Below are 20,857 nucleotides of genomic sequence, written 5' to 3'. Positions count from 1 at the left end.
AGGGTTCTGTCTTTAAAATGCCGATTAATGCTGATTTTATTTAAAGCTGTTTAAATTATTTTGATAATCCGCGCGCAAGCGAGCAGGTTATTCAAAACCGGGAGTTATAAATGAAAAAAAGCAATAAAATCAAAGTAGGAATATTCGCTTTAACCGCGCTATCCAGTGCGTTGACGGCGATGGAGGCGAATGCGGCGTGTACGACGGGTAATAACGCCACGCTCACCTTGCATAAAACCGCTTTAGCGACGATGGCGGGTGGGGGCAGGGCCGGTGGCCTGACGCTACCGTCTGCGGACTCGGATACGGGGCAGGCGCTTTGGGGAGGGGTGGATTACGGTAAACGTTTTATCTATCTCAATGCATTTCTTGCCGATAATGCTTTCAGCTACTCCACTCTGAATAATGCCACACCGAGCACCGGTACCGGCGGAGCTGCGGTGGTTGCGGGCACGACGACCTACAATGCTCAGACTTTGCCTGTGGTCTGTGCGACCTCGGCGACACCCAATTACACCACTACGTTTCAAACCGGAAATAAAGTCTCTACATGGAATAACGCTTCAACGGGCATAATCGGTTTAGCAGGGGTGTTGAAGGTGCGTAGCGCATTTCAAAACCCTGCGTTATCGCTCAGATGGGGTAAGCTTTCCCTGGAGAATACGGGCAATACGGGGGGCAACGGCACTTGGGTGTTGAAAGAGTATTTGACGGGTAATACTCTTTTCAAACTGACCGAAGTCTATACCTCGCTGTCCGGAACCACCTTGACGTTGAAAGCCAATTTGCGCTTTGCCAATTCCAGCACTGATACCGATGGAACCGATTGGGGAAGATGCTTTAAAGGGACGAAGACAGGAACGGTTTGCGATGACTTCTACGGTATCAATGTAGCGCCGGCCAATGGTGCCAATTGGTGGCAATATACGGCCGATTCAGTCAATAACATGACCATGTTGACCGGTAGCGGTACTTACACCACTCCAACCTCGACAAAATCCGGCACTCCGGCTGTGTATGGTTCGCCGGCGCCAACAGGCTCTGAGTCGCAAGCCATCATAGGCACCATCGAAGTAACCCATCAATATTAACCATTGAAAGCGTGGGCGGCGATGGGTGACTAAGGCTACCTTCGCCTTCGTTGATAAGCATCAGGGAAAGCCTTTCGCCGCCCCTGATGGTTTTCCGGTAACAGTAAAGATAAAAAAATTTGATATTCAGGAAGAACCGCATGAAAAAACAATTACCTAACGTTAAGAAAATAACCCTGCTTTCCGTCAACCTGGCCGCGTTGATGATTCTATCCGCGCCCGCTGACGCCAGCACCTTGAACGGCACTATCGGCGGTATGGCTTACTTGACTTATGACCAGCAGGTCTGGGCGACGATGAAAAGCGAGTGGTTTCGAAGCGATATACACGGTATTCCGTTAAATAATGGTGCCATGGAGCCCACCTCCAACACCTACGGCAACCGCTTCTTTTATCCGCAATTGTTCGTTGGCAACGAGGTGCCGTCCGAAATTCCCAATTCGATAACCGCCTCGGATCGATCTATTCAGCGTGGCCAGTCCACGCCGGAAGCTATCGCGGCTTGGCGGATTGACGACCCAGCGCAGCGAGTGCCACTCGAGCAGCCGGTTGGCGGCTGGGCGATGCCGGTGGAATCGGCCGATTCGCCGGGGTTGGATCCTGGTTGGGGGGCAGGGTATGCGCCGGGTTCGTACGGGCCGTTGATGGCCGACGGCATGGGTTATAGCGATCCCGACTTTCCGGATTTTGTCCATTACATTAGCTTGGGCGGTTCCTTGCGCTTTGCCAGCGACTTTGCTGCGCCTGGCGGTACGCTCTGGCTGCGGGGTATTGATATTCGAGAATATCAAAGCGGTGATACTAATAGATGGTATATAGGTGCCAGCGGCCATGCGGAAACAGCCAAATATACGGCATTCCAGCTATTGAACCCTGTGTTTGGCGTTAATGCCCAAGGCATGCTGACCCTGGAATCTGATTACATTTGGGGGGACAGTTCGTGGGCCAGCTTTTTCAACTTGGGGATCCAGAAGTCAATTTGGTTCTGGGTCACCTTTCCATCAACCCCGATGTTACCTCTACGCCGGCGGTCCCGGTGCCGGGAGCGGTCTGGCTGTTCGGTACCGGCTTGCTGGGGCTGCTAGGCCTTAAGAGGCGGGGCCGCGCCGGCTAAGCGTCAAAGCCGTGGGACGTGCTGAACGACGCGCGGCACACCCTATAGGCTGAGTCGTAAGCAATCATAAGCGCGCCATCGAAGTAAGCTATCAATATCGACCGTTGAAAGCGTGGTGGGCGATGGGTGGCTAAGGCTCCCATCGCCTTCGTTGGTAACCGCCAGGGAACTCTTTCGGCGGGGTCGAATAGATTTTATCGTGCCCACGCACCTGCGTGGGAATGCATCCCGTACCTCTCTAGTGGTGCGGCTTGGTACGCAGGAGCGTCTGTTTTGTGTTCCCACACTGGAGCTGGGACCACAATAAATTGATGCGGGGCGCTTGCTGCCCGCTAGGGCCGGGCAATCTGGCTTGGGTTGAGTTCTTTGATGGAGTTAAAACTAGACATGCGGAAATTCAGTGTTTTTTTTGTTCCGGTTTTCCTGGTGGCGTGTTTGTCGATTTATGTGCTCAAGGGTGCCGGGTTTGATCGGCCTGAACCGCTGCCTGGGCAACCGGCCGGGTCTGCGACCGCTCCGCTGAGCCAATTGCTGGATGTTATCCCGCTTGGGCCTAAAATCCGGACCTTTACCGACGAGCAAGCCTGGCTGGATTTTTCCGACGACACCTCCACCGACGAGGTTGCCGACACTCAAAGTACAAGCCAGTTGCTGGTGGCATTGGAAGACAAGGCTGGGCAAGGGCTAAGCTACGAAGCGCTGCGGGACGGCGAGGAATTTCAACTGATCATGGCCCAGATCCAATCCGACCCCGCCGCCCGGCAGCAAGTGTTGGCGCACATTATGAAGTTCAGCGGCACGCCGTTGGGCAAAACCCTGAGTTTGGCCTTGGCGACCTCCGGTGCCGCCGTGGGCATGCCGAAGCTTAAAGCGGCGGCCGTCCAGTTATTGCGGAAAGGTTCCGAGGAGCAACGGCTGGATGCCCTGCAATTGTTGGGCGCGACGGCCAGTTACGATGCTCCGACCCGCGCCGGTCTGCTGGATGTATTACGCGGAGACGGGGCGGCAAATTCGGAATTAGCGGTGGCGGCCATGGCTAATTTGGTTAAGCAAAGTGGAGGTGCTTCGCCGGCCGAGCAACAAGAGATCGTTAAGGCGGTTTATCCGTTTGTCGGCAACAGCGATCCGCAACTGCGGCTGAACGGCCTGCAAGTGCTGTCCAAGCTGGCGGGTAGCGATCAGGATGCCCAGCGGATTTTCGCCGAAGGGGTCAACGATGCCGATCCCGAGGTCAGACGTTGGGTGATTGCCGCGATGGGCAATGGCGAGTTTGCTTACGACAGCGTGCGCGAGCCGTTGCTGGCAACCTTGCAAAATCCGGATGAAGACCCGGCGGTGAAAGCCGTCGCGCAGCGGGCGCTGGAACGTTTTCCGTTGGACGATCAGGCGCGACAAATTTACCAGGAACATCTGGCTAGCGAGTCTTACCAGGCGCCTACGGGCGGCTTTGGTTTCAATTAACGGGTTTGATATCCAGTCCGGTCAGGCGCTGAAAACGCCAAAATGCGAATTGGGTTTGCCCAATATCGTTTATTGAGGTTCTTCCGCCTTTTAAAAATAAGGATCGAAGGGGATATATTTGGAAAATCTCTCCAGCCCTCTTTTGCAAAGAGCGGAACAAATACCGAAAGTTTGAAAAATAAGCTTGCTACGCCCGTCTCAATCCGGATTTGGGAAAGTTTCCTAATCAATGGTTTCGTCTTGGTGCCGGCAAATCCGTTGCAGTTGCGAGTGGCGGCAAAATTAAGCGATTTCCGGTAGTTTTTTATTAGAAACACAGGAGTTAACACAGTTTAATTTCGCCGAAATTTCATTTGGCCGCGTATTAGAAACTGCTTGGTTTCCAATGTAACCGTTAATTCAAGGCCTAATCGGCGATTGTTCGAGGCTTTAAAAACCGAATCGGTAGTTGATGGCTATTGGTATAAATTTTGCTGAATAGTCGTCGAGTAAGTTCTACAATGATCTCATCAAGAAACTCGGACTTATTCGCGATCGAAATTCCCCGGTAAAGCTAAATCTGAAAAATTCAATGTGTTTTCGGGGGAAGACCATTTAATTGCCCTTCCTGGGGCAATCGCCCGTTAGAGCGCAAGCTTTGCATATTTGATGGATATTGATCCAGAGAGATAGGGGGCTTGTCTTGGCGAGATATTATTAATCAATTGGAGTTATCAATTCATGAAACGGAAACTAAAATCGCTGGCCCTGGGAGGCGGCGTATTGCTTTGCGGTTTAACCTCTTCGGCGGCCAATGCGACCTTGGCCGGCGGTACGGCTTATATCACCTTCGATAAGGAAGCGTTGGCGACCGATTTGATCGGCACGGCGCGCTATACCGGCGTCAGAACGCAGAGCTTATACAACCACGATTCGTTTGCCCCGGCCAACGCCGATGGCAAGCGCTTCTTTTACATTCAAAAATTCGAAGACAAGACGGTTGATGCGCCATTAGTGAATTCGAATGTGGCTTCGAATCGTAATATCCTTAAACAATTCCCCGATCCGGAGACCAGCGCTTTAGCGAAATCGCAATGGCGGCTACAACCGTCGGAAGAAAAGCCCATGGCCTTGCCGGACGGCGGTTTTGCGCTATCTGTGCATAGTTACACCGACGGCATCGATCCCGGTTGGGGCGCGGGGTATTCCACAACGACTTGGAATTCGGAAACCAATCCCGACGGTATTATCAGTCTGGGAGGTTCATTCAGAGTGGCTAGCGATTTTTTTAATTCGTCCGTCATTGCCACCACCGGCACCGGTCCCGACGATCCGACGAATGTCAAAACCTATGACCCTAACGGCGGCGGCGCGGTTTGGTGGCGCGGCTTGGATTTGCGCCACAACTCTGAAGGCCCGTGGCAAGGTTGGTGGATAGGCAATAGCGCCTACGATCCAGCTAAGGGTTCGATTTTTAAGCTGGTCAATCCGATTATATCCGTTAATCCTAAAAACGGACTGCTCAGCATCGATGCCGACTTCAACTGGGGCGGAGACCCCGTTAACTGGTCGGACGGCTCAGATTGGTATAGATTTTTGTGGGCCGCGCAAGACAATATTGATGGTGCCAAAATTGTCGGCCATATTTCGTTGAACGTTAGCGGTAATGTTGCTCCGGTGCCTTTGCCCGGCGCGGTCTGGTTGATGTTGAGCGGCTTATTCGGTTTGTTCGGTTGCTCGCGTAAGCAAATGGCAAAAGGATAGGCTCTTTAGCCATTGCTTAAAACGCCCTAAACTTGAGCCTAGTCAAACAATGGCGGGAGTTTTCCTCCGGAAGGATGACGATTAACAAAAGATTCACCTGCCAATAATCAGGCTCACCCACTAACAAAGCGCCGCGGCTGCAACGGCTGGCGGCGTATGTTTCGTCCATCTCTTTTCGGTTGGTCATTTACCTCTTCTCCGGCAACACCTTTCCGAGTTAGTTAAGCCGGTATGACTCACCTCAATCGCCCTTCGAAATTCCCGGGGCAGTTCACTCTGTGTTGTCGCCCGATAGGCGTTGAGTACAAAACGCGGCGCATCAGTGTCTCATCGCGATAGGGTGCGGTGCCAGACCGCGACGCAATTCGTCGATTATCCTGGTTTTTGAGAGTCGCGTTGAATAAGGCGGTAGGTTGAAGGGCTCAAACGCTCGGCGAGGTTTCTTAAGCTATGTGTTTTAACGCAATAAAAACAGGTGAAATCACTTACTTTTTTTACTAGTCGATTCGCAAAGCATTTCAGCAAACCCATTTTACGGTTTTGCTAGGCGAACATAGGGGTTTTTGGTTGTCTTTATTTAAAAAAATACACTAATTTTCAATTGGTTATATTTTTGATGATGGCTCGGTTGTTTCTAGTTTTTCTAAGTGGCGCGTTTGTTGCATTTAGTTGAAGCAATCTTATTGCTGCATAGATAACCATGATCTTAACGTCGCCTCAAACTCTCGCCGAAATCTCTACATGGCAAGCGCAATACCAGGGGGATTCAATTGCCTTCGTATTCGAAGAGCAGAGTTTGACGTTTCGCGAATTCGATCAACGGGCTAATCAAGTAGCGGCGGGTCTGTTAGCTGTCGGGATAGATCCTGGGGCGCGCGTTGCGATATTGAGCAAGGACAGTATTAATAGCTACGAAGTGCTATTCGGTTGCGCAAAAGCCAGAGCGGTTTTAATCGGAATTAACTGGCGGCTGACGCCGCAGGAAATTCATTACATTCTGCAGCACGGCAACGCCGAGATTTTGTTTATCTCTCGGGAATTACTAGAAAGAATCGAGGCCGTGAAAAGCGAGTTGCCGAGTTTGCGCAAGATTTTCGTATTGGATGGCGAATTCGAGGATTATTCGGGTTTCCAAAATTGGCGGGATCAATTTTCGCCGAATAGCGTCGGTCTGACTTATGCGCCGGATGAAGTCGTTGTGCAAATGTATACCAGCGGCACTACCGGCCATCCAAAAGGCGTGCAACTGCCGAATTATTCGTTCTTTAGATTGATGCAGGGAATGCGCGAGCAAGGCGATCATTGGATGAGCTTGAATCCGGACGACAAATTGCTGATTTCGCTGCCGCAATTTCACATGGGCGGAATTTGGTGGGCGATTCAGGGCTTCATCGCCGGCGCGCAAGGTTTCATTATCGATACGTTTATTGCTTGGAAGGTGTTGGAACTGATCGAACGTCACCGGATTAGCAAAGTGCCGATGGTACCCGCGATGATTCAAACCACTTTGGCGGAACCTTCTTGCGAAACTACCGATTTATCGTCGGTACGGGGTTTTTTATACGGTGGATCGCCCATCGCGCCTGCTTTGCTGCAAAAGGCGATGCAGCGTTTCAACTGCGGATTTTTCCAAATCTACGGTATGACCGAAACCGGCAATATGGCGGTTTGCCTGCGCCCCGAAGATCACTCGCCGGCACATCCAAAACGTCAAGAATCCGCGGGCAGACCTTTGCCCGGTGTGGAAATACGCGTATCGGATATATCAGGAAATGCCTTGCCGGCTAATGCGGTCGGCGAAATCTCGATTAAGTCGCCCGCTAACATGATTGGTTATTGGAACAACGACGAGGCAACCCGGGAGTGCCTGTCCGAAGGCGGATGGATTAGAACCGGAGACGCCGGTTACGTCGACGAGGAAGGCTATTTGTATATCTGCGACAGGATTAAGGACATGATTATTTACGGCGGCGAAAACATTTATCCCGCCGAAATAGAAGCGGCGCTGTGCGAGCACGAAGCTGTCGCCGAAGCAGCGGTCATCGGTATACCAGACGAGCGTTGGGGCGAGGTCGTCAAGGCGTTTGTCGTATTGCGGCCCGGCCAAGCGATTAAGGCGCGCGAACTGATTAACTTTACCCGAAATCGAATCGCCGACTTCAAGGCGCCGAAGTCGATCGATTTTCTCGAAAAGCTGCCTCGGAACCCGAGCGGCAAAATATTAAAACGGGAATTGAGAATGCCTTATTGGGCTAGCCAAGCTCGGCAAGTCAATTAGCGCGAGGCGGATTTCCGCCGCGACCGGGTTTCGTTAAGGCGTATTGGCGGAGCATTTTATGAACTGTTATCCGCCGGGAAATTTATAAAACCTTCACCTTTGGTTAGAGGAGAGTATGTATGAGCGTTGAGACCTTGGAAATGGAAGTGATCGAATCAAAATCCGGAAAAATAGGCGCCGAAATCCGTGGCCTGGATATCAATGGGTTGGCGGATGACGCGCCGGAACTGGGCATGATTCGTAGCTTGATCTACAAGAATAAACTGGTTGTACTGCGCGATCAGGAATTGGATGAACAAAAATACGTTGCATTCGCCCGTAAACTTGGGCGGCCGCAAGTCTATTTTCAGCCGCAATATCATCATCCGGATCATCCCGAGATATTTGTTTCTTCGAATGTGCCGGATCAAAACGGTAACAAAATCGGCGTTTCCGGTACCGGAAAATATTGGCATACCGACTGCGCGTTCGAAAAGAATCCCTTGTCGTTTACCTCGGTTTATCCCTTGATTTTCCCGAAAATGTCTAGGGAAACCTCTTACATCGATATGGTAACGGTATTGGAAAATCTGCCTGCGGATTTAAGACAGTATGTCGACGATAAAATCTATATCCATGCGGGGCAATTACGATACAAAGTTCAAGCGTCCGATATCGATAAATCGCTGGCCGAGCTTCTCGATAGGATTAATAGCGAAGTGCCGCCGGTCGAGCATCCCGCCGTTATTCAGCACCCGGTAACCGGTGAGTTTTCGCTTTACATCAGTAGCGGATTTACGACAAAAATCGCAGGTTTGACTCACGAGGAAAATCAGCGCGCGTTGACGGCGCTATTTGATTTTATCGAACGTCCCGAACATGTGCATACTCACTATTGGGAAGAAGGCGATTTGATTATATGGGATAACCGCTCGGTTATACACAAGGCATCCGGCGTCAAGCCGGGAGAAACCAGCAAAATGTATCGGGTCGGTATTTACGATGACTTGCCGTTTTACGTGGGTATCGGCAATTAACAATTAACATTCGATACGGTTAGGTTGGTCGAAACTTGTTCTATTAACATTACTATTATTAAGGGTAGCGCGCATGATTACTAAGAGTAAGGGATTGGAAATTAACGAAGCGAAACAGGGTAAAATCGGTGCGGAAATTATTGGCTTGGATGTCAATAGTTTGTCCGAAAACGCGCCGGAACTGGCGCTGATTAGACAATTAATATATAAAAATAAATTGGTGGTCTTGCGCGGTCAGGAGCTGAATGCCGAAAGATATGTTGCATTCACTCGGAAACTCGGTCGTCCGCAAGTGTATTTCCAGCCTCAATACCATCATCCTGATCACCCGGAAGTATTCGTTTCGTCGAATGTGATCGAAGCGGACGGCAAAAAACTGGGCGTTTCCGGCACGGGGCGGTATTGGCACACTGATTGCGCTTTCGAAAAGCATCCATTGTCGTTTACTTCGATTTATCCGTTGGTTTTTCCCAAATCGGCGAGAGAAACCTCTTACATCGATATGGCGGCGGTTTACAGCAAACTGCCGGACGAACTCAGGTCTTACGTCGAAACGGCTACCGCGGTTCATGAAGGTAAAATGCGCTATAAGGTTCAAGCGTCGGATATCGATAAATCGCTTGCCGAATTACTCGATCGTATTCACAACGAAGTCCCGCCGGTTAACCATCCGGCCGTAATCCAACATCCGGTCACGGGCGAGAAAATCCTGTATATCAGTAGCGGCTTTACCACCAAGCTGGCCGGTCTGAATTACGAAGAAAATGAACGGGTGATGCAGGCCTTATTCGACTTTGCGGAAAAACCGGAACATATTCACACCCATTATTGGGAAGAGGGCGATCTGATTATCTGGGATAACCGACCTCTGGTACACAAAGCGTCATCCATACAACCCGGAGAGAAAAGCAAAAGTTACAGAATCGGGATTTACGACGACTTGCCTTTTTATGTGGGAATTAACTAATGACTTCTATTTTGGAATTGCCGGAGCGGGAAGCGCTCAGTTTAACGGATATTGACGCTTCGTTTGTAAAAACGGTGTTGACGCCTTATCGGGAGAGTTGTCGGTACTTAAAAAAGGCGTATTTTCAACAGCAGGAAGACTTGGGTATTCAGGGTATGCTGATGAATGGCGAGTTTTCAATTCCGGAGTCTTGTTACATCGACGATACCGGGCATTTCAATGCCGTAGAATATAATATCTGCTACAACCAGATTGCTTACGTTCATTTGGGTTATTGCATAAAAAATGGATTAATTCCGGAGTTGGGCGACTACGATCCCGATTTGTTTTTTGAAAAACAGCTTTCGAATTTCTTGATTGCCAATCTCAATTCCGGTTTTCAAAGTCTGATTAACGCGAAGCGCTTCTACGGCACATTCGGTATTCATACCGTAAAAAAACGTCCCGCTGTGTGTTTCTGAAAACATTTTGTCATTTTCACGATGACGAGGTCGGTAAATCCAAGGGTGAAGTGATGCTGGCTATATTGCGTCCCGGTCCTTAATAGCGTGAGCTCCGGCTTATAGCTAAAGGTGCTTCGAAACATTGAAAGCCGGCGGAATTAACGCGAGCAATGGTGTATCGGCAAAGGCTTGCTATCCGGGTTGGGACTGTCGCGATTTTGATGTTGGGGTATGAATAGCTTCCGGCATGGAATTCAAATTAAAACGGTATCGGATACGGCTAGTTATTTGCCGTTTATTTTTGCCGGACTTGGCATGGATTGAGCGATTAATTTCCGGCGCCTGGTGAACAGATAACCGTCCGCACGCCCGCGTTTCAAGCTGCTTCGTATTTTGCCAAGACGCGCCAATGTGGCGGTCATCTTTAATTCGGGTTTTTAGCTGTTTTCGCGCTAATTTTCGATCATTCTTAAATTATTTACTTATATATCATGGGGACGGATATACAGTTTCCGCGAACGCGCGACGAGTTCATCGACGCCAACAGCGTTTTAGATCGGCTCGCCGTCGCGGGTTCCGGTTCGCGCCAAGCCCTATTGACCGACTTCATTCGCGATTTGTTGGTTGAGTTTCTGGAGTTGGACAGCCCCAACGAGGTGGCCGACGATCAGAATTTCGCAGCCTTGGGCGCGGATTCGATGCAGGCGGTCGACTTCAAGGTAGAGCTTGAAAAGCGCTTGCAGTGCGCTTTGAGGTCGACGGTGCTGTTCGATTATCCGAGTCTGGATTTGCTCACTCGGTATTTGCTGGATGAGGTCTTAGTCTTCGGCGACGTTGCTTCGGTTGACGACCCTTTGGAGTCAATGCCGATACCCGTGACCCGACAATTTGCTGAGCTCGAACCGTTTGCAATCGCCGTGATAGGCATGGCCGGCATATTTCCGGAAGCCGAGAATGCCGCCGCGTTGTGGCGGAAAGTCATTTCAGGTTCGCCGTTGCAAGTCACCAGCCATCCGGGAAAGTCGGAATTGACCTATGGTCGGGTCGATCCGGGCAGATTGCAGGCCCTGGAATGCCTGAAGATGTCGCGGGCCGACTTCGCGGCTTTACCGCGTCAGGAGCAGTTACTTTATCAGTGCATCGAAGACGCGTTGCACGACTATCGGCTTGATCTGTCCGCGCTGATAAAAAGTACGACTGCTGTTTACATCGGCAGCCGGGATACGGTGCCGACACCGGACGTGGCCTACCAAATTCCGCTCGCCAACAAGGTTTCGTTTCAATTGAACCTGAAAGGTCCCAGTGAAACGATCAACACGTTTTGCACCAGCGTGTATGTTGCCTTACATCGGGCCATACAAAGCCTGCGGGCCGGCGAATGTCAACAAGCGCTGGTCGGCGGCGTCAACGTGATCGGTGCCGACGAATTTACCGAAGCTTCCCGTCAGGGTCTGTACCGGGACATCTTGAGTCCGGACAATCAAACCAAAAGCTTTGGCGATGCCGCCAACGGCTATCTGCGCAGCGAAGGGGCCGGGGTGTTGATCGTAAAACCGTTGGCTGACGCGGTGCGGGACGGCAACACGATTCTGGGCTTGGTCAGGGGCTCGGCGGTTTATCACGGCGGCCGAGGTTATTCGTTCGAGGCACCGAATTCGCAGGGTCTTAAGGAAGCGATACGCTTGTGCTTAACGCGTGCCGATCTGGACTCGGATTCTATCGACTATGTCGAAGCGCACGGCATCGGCAACGTGATGGCCGATGCGCTGGAGCTAGGCGCTATCGATCAAACTTACCGGCAGGCCGGCGCCGATTCCGCCAAACGCTGGCATATCAGCAGCGTGAAGCCCAGTATCGGCCATCCGGAAGCCGCTTCGGGTATCGCGTCGATCATCAAGGTGTTGAAAGCCTTCGAGCACGGAGTGCTGCCTGGCGTGGCCGGCCTGGACGCGATCAATAGCGACTTTCCCGCTGGGCACGCCTTGACGCTGCAACACGAAAATCGTCCTTGGCCGGGAGCCGACCGGCCGAAACGCGCGGCCCTGAATAGTTACGCCATCGGTGGGGTAAACGCTCACATTGTTCTCGAGGAATACCGGCCCGATGCCGAGTTGCAAGCTCGGGCCGCCGGTCATTCAGCGCCGGTGACGGTAAAACCGCTGGATGGCTTGAGTCCGGATACGCCGACTTTGGCGGTCGTAGCCAAGCTGGTGAAAGACATTTTTAAGCTGGACTTGGCCACGCTCGATTTATCGCTGTCCCTGATCGATTACGGCTTCGATTCCATCGACGTGGTGCAGTTCGTCGGCCGCTTGAACGAATCTCTGGATTTGGACATCAAATTCAGCCAGGTGTTGGGGATAGACGATTTCGCCGGTTTCTTCGATTTGTTGGCTCGCCGACAGCAGCAAAAGCGCAAGGTGGCGCATGACACCGGCTCCGCGCGCTCGCTGAGTTTGGCGTCGGAGATTCGCGGTCCGTTGTCCGAAGTGCAAAAAGGTCTGTGGTATGTCAACGAACTCGCCCCGGAGTCGATCGCGTTTAACGTGCCGTTGACCTTCAAGGTCTCTGGCGGCGTCGAGGTCGAAAAACTACAGCAAGCGCTCGCCGCGATGTTGGCGGAGTATCCGCTGCTTAGGGCGGCGATTATTCAGCGGAGCGACACCGGCGATAGCGAGCAAGTGATTCGGCCGCTGGATGACGGTCCTCTCTGCCATGAAATTCGCCTCGAGTCCGGGGCAATGCTGGATGATTGTTTGTGGGCGCTGTTGAGGCAGCCGTTCGATCTAGCCACGGAGGCATTGGTCAGGCTGTATGCCATCGACGCGCCGGATGCCGGCGCTTACGTGTTTTTCGTGATCCATCACATCGTCTTCGATGGTACCTCGGGCGCGTTGTTTATTGCGTCGTTTTGGCGGAAATATCATGCTTTGCTGGCTGGCGAAACCTTGGTTTGCCAAGCCCCGGACTTGGCTTTTCTGGACTACGTCGAATGGGAGCGCCGCTATCTGGCCGGTAGCGCCGGAGACGAGGATAGGCGTTGGTGGCGCGCATTATTGGCCGATCAAGCGGCGACCTTGAATCTGCCCTACGATCGTATGCCGCAAGCCAGTTTGTCGGCCGACGGCATCGGCTGTCGTAAATATACCTTGGACGACGCGACGTTGACGGCCCTCAAGCAGTTGGCGACGCGCTGCAAAACCAGTTTGGCGGTGCTGTTTCTGGCGACATTCCAGGTTTTTTTGCACAAGCTCACCCAGGAATCGGCGCTGGCGGTCACCACGCCGGTGCGAGGACGGCCCAAGCAAGCGCACGAGCAGAGTATCGGTTGTTATATCAATGTGATGGTGGTGCCTTGCACGATGCAAACCGAGTTGGCCTTCGTGCAATGGGTCCAACAAGCCCGCCAACAATTTTTCGATTGTCTGGACCATGCGAACTATCCGTTTCCCAGGCTGTTGGCGGATCTGGGATTGAATCTGGCCAACCCGCAAGAAAATCCGTTTCCGGTGTCCTACACCTACCAAAATTTCTTCGACGAGTTGTTGAACAACGCCGATGCGCTGCAAGGCGTGGAGACTTTGTACGAGGTGTTTCAACAAACCGAGGACCATTACACACTGGAAATTTACGATTTCCGGCAGAGCCTGCAGATCAATATCAAGTACAAACGCAGTTTGTTCGACGACGCCACGATCACGCGGCATTTGGCTTGCTTCAAGCAGTTGTTGACCAGCGTAATCACCGACCCCGAGCAGGCTATCGGCGGCATCGAGATCGTTCCGCCAGCGGAAAAGCGACGCTTGTTGAGCGATTTCAACGCGACTCGGACCGCGCCAATCGGCGATTTTTGCATCCACGACCTATTCGTCCGCCAAGCCCTGAAAAGCCCCGACCAGGTGGCGGTGATCGGCGAGGAGCGGTTGCTCAGCTACCGGGAGTTGCACGAGCAAAGCGACCGGCTGGCGAGCTATCTGCAGCAATGCGGCGTGGTCCCGGATACCATCGTGGCGGTGTGTCTGCGCCGCTCGCCGCTGATGCTGGTCGGCTTGCTGGGCATCCTCAAGGCCGGCGGCGCCTATCTGCCGCTGGACGCCAATACCCCCGTCGAACGTAGCAAAGCCTTGCTACTGGACAGCGGGGCCCAGCTGTTGTTGACCGAAGCCAGCCTGGCCGACGGCTTGCATGAAATCCGCGCGGGCCTGGGGATTCAGAGCCTGGCGCTGGATAGCGACTGGCCGGCGATCGCCCAAAGCGCCGCGCAACCGCGCCCCAGCGCGGGTCCCGAGCATCTGGCCTACGTCATCTATACCTCCGGCTCCACCGGTCAGCCCAAAGGGGTGATGGTGGAACATCGCAACGTGGTCAACCACAATCTGGCCGTCGTAGCCGCCTACCGTCTCAGCGAGCGCGACCGAGTCTTGCAGTTTTCGACGATCAGCTTCGACATCTTCGTCGAAGAAGTGTTTCCGACCCTGCTCAGCGGCGGCGCGGTGGTGATGATGGACGGCGAGCGTTTCACCGACGTCGCGTATCTTAAAAGTTTGCTGCAACGCCACCGGGTCAGTCTGATCAACCTGCCCACCGCCTACTGGCATACGCTGGTGGACCAAGACTTCAGCGACACCGCGTTGAGCCGGGTCGTGATCGGCGGTGAAAAAGCCGAGGCGCAAAAATATCGGGCCTGGCGGCAACGCAACCCGAACGTCGTGGTGATCAACACCTACGGTCCGACCGAAACCACCGTCATCTCGTTGCTACACCCGATCGATCCGGCCCAGAATCCCGGCCAAGCGATACCGCTCGGCAAACCGCTGGCCAACACCCAGGTCTACGTGCTGGACAGCGAACTCAAACCGGTGCCGATCGGCGTGCCGGGCGAACTGCACATCGCCGGCGCCGGCGTCGCTCGCGGCTATCTCAACCAACCGGCACTGACCGCCGAGAAATTTATCGCCAACCCGTTCGGCGCCGGCAAGCTGTATAAAACCGGCGATCTGGTGCGCTGGCTGGACGACGGCAACCTGGCCTTCATCGGCCGCCGCGACCATCAGGTCAAGATTCGCGGCTTTCGGGTGGAAATCGGCGAAATCGAAAATGCCTTGCTAAGCCACCCGAGTGTCCGCAACGCGGTCGTTCTTGCCCAAGAACATGCCGGCGGCAAACAATTGGTCGCGTTCTACCAGCTCGGTCAGGCAATTGACGCAACCGAGTTGAGCCGATTTTTACGCGAGCGCTTACCTGATTACATGGTGCCGGCCGCCTGGGTCGAGTTGGAGGAAATGCCGATAACCAGCAACGGCAAGGTCAATCGCAAAGCTCTGGAGGATAGGCCGGTCGATCTGTCCGCTCGGACCCATTACGTCGCGCCCGGCAACGCCGTCGAAGCGACCTTGTCCGAGATATGGCGGGATGTGTTGGATCTGGACCAAGTCGGCGTGCAAGACAACTTTTTCGCGCTAGGGGGCATTCCCTACTGGCGATCCGAATTGTGCTCCGCATCAAGGCCTCGCTAGGCGTGGAACTACCGCTCAGCCGCTTTTTCGAGGCGGCTGACATTCAGCAACTGGCCCTCGCCGTCGCCGGCGGCGCGCAAGTCCAACAGGAAGATTCGCTGGCTAGTTATTTGAAGCACATGGAGGTGTTCATTGTTTAAACACGCTCGATCGCGGCGGAAGGCGTTCGTCTGGATTCAGCGCTTAAGATTTTTGCCATTACCACAGCCAATAGCATGTTGAGTGAATTGATAGCAAAGGGCGCGCGGTTCAGTGCCACATCCGCCGGGGATTTGCAGGTACAGGCAGGCCATGGCCTGCTGACCGAGGCGGTGAAATCCGCGCTGATCGCCGATAAACCCAATGTTCTAGCTTACTTGGCCGGCGACAAAATCGCCTGCCAGTCCTTTTCCCAGGAGCGCCTGTGGTTTCTGGATAGACTGGGGTTTGGCGGCCAGTACCACGTGCCGGGCGTCGGGAAAATCGACGGTCCTTTGGACGTCGACGCGTTGGCGAAGGCGCTGAACTGCATTTATGCCCGCCATGACGCGTTGCGTACCAATTTCACGGTGCTGGGCAATATTCCGTTACAAAGAATCCGTCCGGTATCGGAAGTCCTGATCGAGCAGCACGATCTGAGCGGGCTCGGCGAAGAAGCGCGCCAGCACGAACAAAAGCAAAGGTTGAAAAGCTTTATCGAGCAGGCGTTCAACTTGGAACATTCGCCGTTATTCAGGGCGATGCTGTTGCGCTTGGACAGCGAAAGCCACGTGCTGGCTCTGTGTCTGCACCACATCATCACCGACGGCTGGTCGATGCGGGTATTGTTGAACGATCTCGCGGCCGCCTATACGGCATTTATCGAAGGCCGGCAGCCGGTATTGCCGGCTTTGGCGGTGGACTACGCGCTGTTCGCCGGCTGGGAACGCGAAACTCAAACGGACGCCAGATTAGCCCGCGAACTGTCTTATTGGCAACGCCAGTTGTCCGGCTATCAAAATCTTGAGATGCCGTTGGATTTCGCGCGTCCGGCCGCCGCCAGCGGAAAGGGTGCTTACCTGTCATTCGAGTTCAGCACGGCCCAGGGGCTAGCGATCAAACAAGCCGCGCGGGCGAGAAAAACCACGCCGTTTACCGTGTTCATGACTGCGGTGTATCTGTTGTTAAGAAAATACAGCGGCCAGGACGATATTTGCTTAGGTATGCCGGTGGCTAACCGCAATCAGCGCGAAATCGAAGACATCGTCGGTTTTTTCGTGAACACCGTCGTGATGCGCATTCATCCCGAGGCGCAATCCAACTTGTCGGTCGATGCGCTACTGGATCATGTGCATGGCGTAATCGTCGACGGCCAGGACAATCAGCACGTGCCGATCGAGAAAATTTTCGACTTATTGCAGCCTGAGCGGGATTTGAGCCGAAGCCCGGTGTTTCAAGTGCTGATCAATTACACGCCGTTACGGCTTGGCGCGGTGCCTTTCGGCAATTGCCGCTTGCAGCCGGTATTCGACTTCGAAATCAACGAAGCAAAATTCGAATTGACCTTCACTTATAACGAGTATGAAGACGATCATGCCGTTATCGGTATCGAGTATGCCTCGGATCTATATTTGCCCGAGACTGTGCAACGGCTGGCGGCGCATCTGTCTCGAATCATGCAGTTTTTGGTCGAGTCGCCGAACGGTACGCTGGCGGAACTGGATCTGCTGGATGCCTACGAACGGCGCAAGATCCTGGAAGATTGGAGCCGGACGGCCGGCAAGCCAGCTCCGGACGCCTGCATCCACGACCTATTCGTCCGCCAAGCGCTGAAAAGCCCCGATCAGTTGGCGGTGATCGGAGAGGATCGGTCACTCAGCTACCGGGAGTTGCGCGAGCAAAGCGACCGGCTGGCGAGCTATCTGCAAGAACGCGGCGTGGTCCCGGATACCATCGTGGCGGTGTGTCTGCGCCGCTCGCCGCTGATGCTGGTCGGCTTGCTGGGCATCCTCAAGGCCGGCGGCGCCTACCTGCCGCTGGACGCCAATACCCCCGTCGAACGTAGCAAAGCCTTGCTACTGGACAGCGGGGCCAAGCTGTTGTTGACCGAAGCCGGTCTGGCCGACGGCTTGCATGAAATCCGCGCCGGTTTGGCGATTCAGAGCCTGGCGCTGGATAGCGACTGGCCGCTGATCGCCCAAAGCGCCGCGCAACCGCGCCCCAGCGCGCGTCCCGAACATCTGGCCTACGTCATCTATACCTCAGGTTCCACCGGTCAGCCCAAAGGGGTGATGGTGGAACATCGCAACGTCGTCAATCACAATCTGGCGGTGATAGCCGCCTACGCTCTCAACGACCGCGACCGGGTGCTGCAGTTTTCGACGATCAGCTTCGACATTTTCGTCGAAGAAGTCTTCCCGACCCTGCTCAGCGGCGGCGCGGTGGTGATGATGGACGGCGAGCGCTTCACCGACGTCGCTTACTTGAAAAGCCTGCTGCAATGCCATCGGGTCAGTTTGATCAACCTGCCCACCGCCTACTGGCATACGCTGGTTGACGAAGACTTTAGCCACACCGCGTTGAGTCGGGTCGTGATCGGCGGCGAAAAGGCCGAGGCGCAAAAATACCGGGCCTGGCGGCAACGCAACCCGAACGTCGCGGTGATCAACACCTACGGCCCGACCGAAACCACGGTGATCTCGTTGCTGCACCCGATAGACCCGGCCCAAAATCCCGACCAAGCGATCCCGCTCGGCAAACCGCTGGCCAACACCCAAGTCTACGTGCTGGATAGCGAACTCAAACCGGTGCCGATCGGCGTGCCCGGCGAACTGCACATCGCCGGCGCCGGCGTTGCCCGCGGCTATCTCAACCAACCGGAACTGACCGCCGAGAAATTTATCGCCAACCCGTTCGGCGCCGGCAAGCTGTATAAAACCGGCGATTTGGTGCGCTGGCTGGACGACGGCAACCTGGCCTTCATCGGCCGCCGCGACCATCAGGTCAAGATTCGCGGGTTTCGGGTGGAGTTGGGCGAAATCGAGACCGCCCTGGCCAGGCATCCGGCGGTCAAGTTGGCGGCGGTGGTGGTCGGCGAACACTCTAATAACAAACAACTGCTGGCTTTTTATACCCACGACGGCAACCCGCCCGAGCAGGAGGTGCTGAAAGCGTTTTTGCGTGAAAGCTTGCCGGAATACATGGTGCCACTCGCGCTGTTTGCCGTCGAGGTGTTGCCGATGACGGCCGGCGGGAAAATCGACCGGAACGCCTTGGCGCGGCAAGCGAGCGGCGTACAGATCGGCAATGCCGATTTTAGTCCGCCGAGCGGCCAACTGGAGCAACAACTGGCCGACATTTGGCGGGCGCTGTTGAACATCGAGCGGCTTGGCGTGCACGACAATTTCTTCGAATTGGGCGGCCACTCCTTGCTGACCGTGCAACTGATCAGCCGGATTAACGCCATTCTCCCCGACAGCTCGCTGAATCTTGCCGATATTTTCAAATATCCGACGATAAAAGCGTTGACCGACTACTTAGAAAGCTCGATGGATAAACCAACGAATTCAGTATATTTGCTTAATCTGCGCTCGGGGATTCCGACGTTTATCGTGCCGGGCATGCCCGGCTTGAGCGACGGCTATGTTGAACTGGCGGAATGCCTGAAGCGGGAAGGGCCGGTTTACGGCTTGCAAATGAAAGGCTATGCGGGCGATCAGCCGGCGGCCACGGTCGAGGAAATGGCGGCGCACAATATCGAGCAGATCGGGCGCGTCTGGCCGCAAGGGCGAATCAATTTATACGCGCACAGTTACGGCGGCACCGTCGTCTACGAAATGCTGCGCCAGTTGCAAGATTCGGCCTACGAAATCGGCGAAGTGGTGTTGATCGATAGCGGTTTGTTGTTGAGGCAAAGCCGCGTGGACAAAGCCTCGGTCAAGGCCTTTTGCAACTTCATGCTGACTAGCGCCGGCATTTCGCCCGAGCCTTATCGCGCCGCCATCGCCGACGTTTTAAAAACCAAGCCCTACTCGGAATGGAAAGACTGCTTTGCGTTGCTGTTGGCGGATATCGTTCCTAATCTGGATGCCGGGGATTTTCGGAAAATCTGGCAGGTGACCGAGGCGTCGATTACCGCTAATTACCGTTACACCGCCAAGTTGCCGTACCGAGTGACGCTGGTGATCGCCGACGGCAGTAAAGGTTGGTTGGCGGCCAACGAGTGGGACGATTACTACCAAGCCGTCCATGTCATCAAGGCCAAGGGCGAGCATTTCACGGTGGTCAAGCAGCCTTTTTGCGCGGCTTGGTTGCGAGAACTGAGTCCGGAGCCGGCTGCTCAGCCGTCAACGCTAGCCGCGCCGCCGCTTGCCGAGCCTGGCGCGACCGCTAGCCTGCTGAGCGTTAGGGGGCTGGAGAAGCATTACGGAAAAGTCACGGCGGTCGCCGGCGTCAGCTTTGAATTGCAAGCCGGGACGTGTTTCGGCTTGCTGGGTCCGAACGGCGCCGGCAAGACCTCCACGCTGGAAATGATGGAGGGCATACTCAAGCCCAGCAAAGGCGAGATCTTGTTTCGCGGCGAGCCTATCGACCGGCGTTATAGCCAACATATCGGCATTCAGTTTCAGCATACGGCCTTGCCGGACACCCTGACGGTCAAGGAATCCCTGCAACTGTTTCAAAAGCTGTATCCGCGCGGTTTGCCGCTGGAAGAGATTATCGAAGCCTGTGCCTTGCAAGACTATATCAATCGCGATTCCCGCAAATTGTCCGGCGGTCAGCGGCAACGCTTGTTGCTGGGCATCGCCTTGATCAACGATCCCGACATTTTGTTTCTGGACGAACCGACCACCGGCCTGGACCCGCAATCGCGCCACAACTTTTGGAGCTTGATTCGGGAGATTAAAACGCGCGGCAAGACCATTGTGCTGACCACGCATTACATGGAGGAAGCGGAGCAGCTTTGCGACGAAATCGCCATCATGGATCAAGGCCGGATTATCGTCCAGGACACGCCACAGAATCTATTGCGGGAGCATTTCGACGGCGTACTGATCCGTTTACCGAGTGCCAGCGGCCTGGCGGACATTCCGGGTTTGCCGTTCGCGGTGACTGCCGGCGCCGAAACGGTCGAGTTCGTCACCGCCAATGTGGAAGCGGCGATCGCCCAATTGACGCGCTTGCATGTCTCGCTGGAAGGCTTGACGGTCGCCACGCCGAATCTGGAAAACCTGTTTCTTAAATTAACCGGCCACTCCTTGAGAAGTTGA

The 20,857-nt window shown here is 54.2% G+C and carries 13 protein-coding genes; 12 read left to right on the top strand and 1 reads right to left on the bottom strand.

The window, feature by feature from the left end:
• Nucleotides 1-110: 110 nt before the first annotated feature.
• The 5 genes from ACP4CD_RS12315 to ACP4CD_RS12295 all read left to right on the top strand — a co-directional run bounded on the left by ACP4CD_RS12315 (nt 111) and on the right by ACP4CD_RS12295 (nt 5,409).
• Nucleotides 111-1,091, top strand: coding sequence for a hypothetical protein (locus ACP4CD_RS12315; protein ID WP_426991132.1), 981 nt, complete (start codon nt 111-113; stop codon nt 1,089-1,091).
• Nucleotides 1,092-1,116: 25 nt separating this feature from the next.
• A complete protein-coding gene (locus tag ACP4CD_RS12310; RefSeq protein WP_426991130.1) occupies nt 1,117-1,251 on the top strand; it encodes a hypothetical protein in 135 nt (44 codons plus the stop codon).
• 780 nt (nt 1,252-2,031) lie between these two features.
• On the top strand, nt 2,032-2,205 hold the full coding sequence (locus ACP4CD_RS12305) for a PEP-CTERM sorting domain-containing protein (protein WP_426991129.1): 174 nt from the start codon (nt 2,032-2,034) through the stop codon (nt 2,203-2,205).
• 369 nt (nt 2,206-2,574) lie between these two features.
• The gene (locus ACP4CD_RS12300; RefSeq protein ID WP_426991128.1) at nt 2,575-3,666 is read left to right on the top strand and encodes a HEAT repeat domain-containing protein; all 1,092 of its coding nucleotides are present in this window, start codon (nt 2,575-2,577) and stop codon (nt 3,664-3,666) included.
• Between the two features lie 720 nt (nt 3,667-4,386).
• Nucleotides 4,387-5,409 (top strand): hypothetical protein, encoded by a 1,023-nt coding sequence (locus tag ACP4CD_RS12295; RefSeq protein WP_168031948.1) that lies wholly within the window; start codon nt 4,387-4,389, stop codon nt 5,407-5,409.
• A 16-nt stretch (nt 5,410-5,425) separates the two neighbouring features.
• On the opposite strand, the gene ACP4CD_RS12290 is transcribed toward ACP4CD_RS12295, so the two are convergent.
• Nucleotides 5,426-5,596, bottom strand: a complete 171-nt coding sequence (locus tag ACP4CD_RS12290) for a hypothetical protein (protein WP_426991127.1) — start codon at nt 5,594-5,596, stop codon at nt 5,426-5,428.
• Nucleotides 5,597-6,109: 513 nt separating this feature from the next.
• On the opposite strand from ACP4CD_RS12290, the gene ACP4CD_RS12285 reads away from it, so the two are divergent.
• The 7 genes from ACP4CD_RS12285 (at nt 6,110) to ACP4CD_RS12255 (ending at nt 20,857) form a co-directional block, all read left to right on the top strand.
• The gene (locus ACP4CD_RS12285; RefSeq protein ID WP_426991126.1) at nt 6,110-7,687 is read left to right on the top strand and encodes a fatty acid--CoA ligase; all 1,578 of its coding nucleotides are present in this window, start codon (nt 6,110-6,112) and stop codon (nt 7,685-7,687) included.
• A 119-nt stretch (nt 7,688-7,806) separates the two neighbouring features.
• Nucleotides 7,807-8,703, top strand: coding sequence for a TauD/TfdA dioxygenase family protein (locus ACP4CD_RS12280; RefSeq protein ID WP_197471691.1), 897 nt, complete (start codon nt 7,807-7,809; stop codon nt 8,701-8,703).
• A 73-nt stretch (nt 8,704-8,776) separates the two neighbouring features.
• Complete coding sequence (locus ACP4CD_RS12275; protein ID WP_281022406.1) at nt 8,777-9,670, top strand: TauD/TfdA dioxygenase family protein; 894 nt, start codon at nt 8,777-8,779, stop codon at nt 9,668-9,670.
• Nucleotides 9,670-10,131 (top strand): FcoT family thioesterase, encoded by a 462-nt coding sequence (locus ACP4CD_RS12270; protein ID WP_426991125.1) that lies wholly within the window; start codon nt 9,670-9,672, stop codon nt 10,129-10,131. The genes ACP4CD_RS12275 and ACP4CD_RS12270 overlap by 1 nt, the downstream gene beginning before the upstream one ends.
• A gap of 473 nt (nt 10,132-10,604) precedes the next feature.
• On the top strand, nt 10,605-15,629 hold the full coding sequence (locus ACP4CD_RS12265) for an amino acid adenylation domain-containing protein (RefSeq protein WP_426991124.1): 5,025 nt from the start codon (nt 10,605-10,607) through the stop codon (nt 15,627-15,629).
• Nucleotides 15,605-15,769 carry a hypothetical protein gene (locus tag ACP4CD_RS12260; protein WP_426991123.1) on the top strand — a complete coding sequence of 55 codons (165 nt, stop codon included), beginning with the start codon at nt 15,605-15,607 and terminating at the stop codon, nt 15,767-15,769. Before ACP4CD_RS12265 ends, ACP4CD_RS12260 begins: the two co-directional genes overlap by 25 nt.
• 75 nt (nt 15,770-15,844) lie before the next feature.
• Nucleotides 15,845-20,857, top strand: coding sequence for an amino acid adenylation domain-containing protein (locus ACP4CD_RS12255; protein ID WP_426991122.1), 5,013 nt, complete (start codon nt 15,845-15,847; stop codon nt 20,855-20,857).

This window comes from Methylomonas stagni (assembly GCF_050154735.1).
Classification (GTDB): domain Bacteria; phylum Pseudomonadota; class Gammaproteobacteria; order Methylococcales; family Methylomonadaceae; genus Methylomonas; species Methylomonas koyamae_A.
Note: the sequence above shows the minus strand (reverse complement) of the source record. Positions and strands in the feature narration are given on the sequence as shown.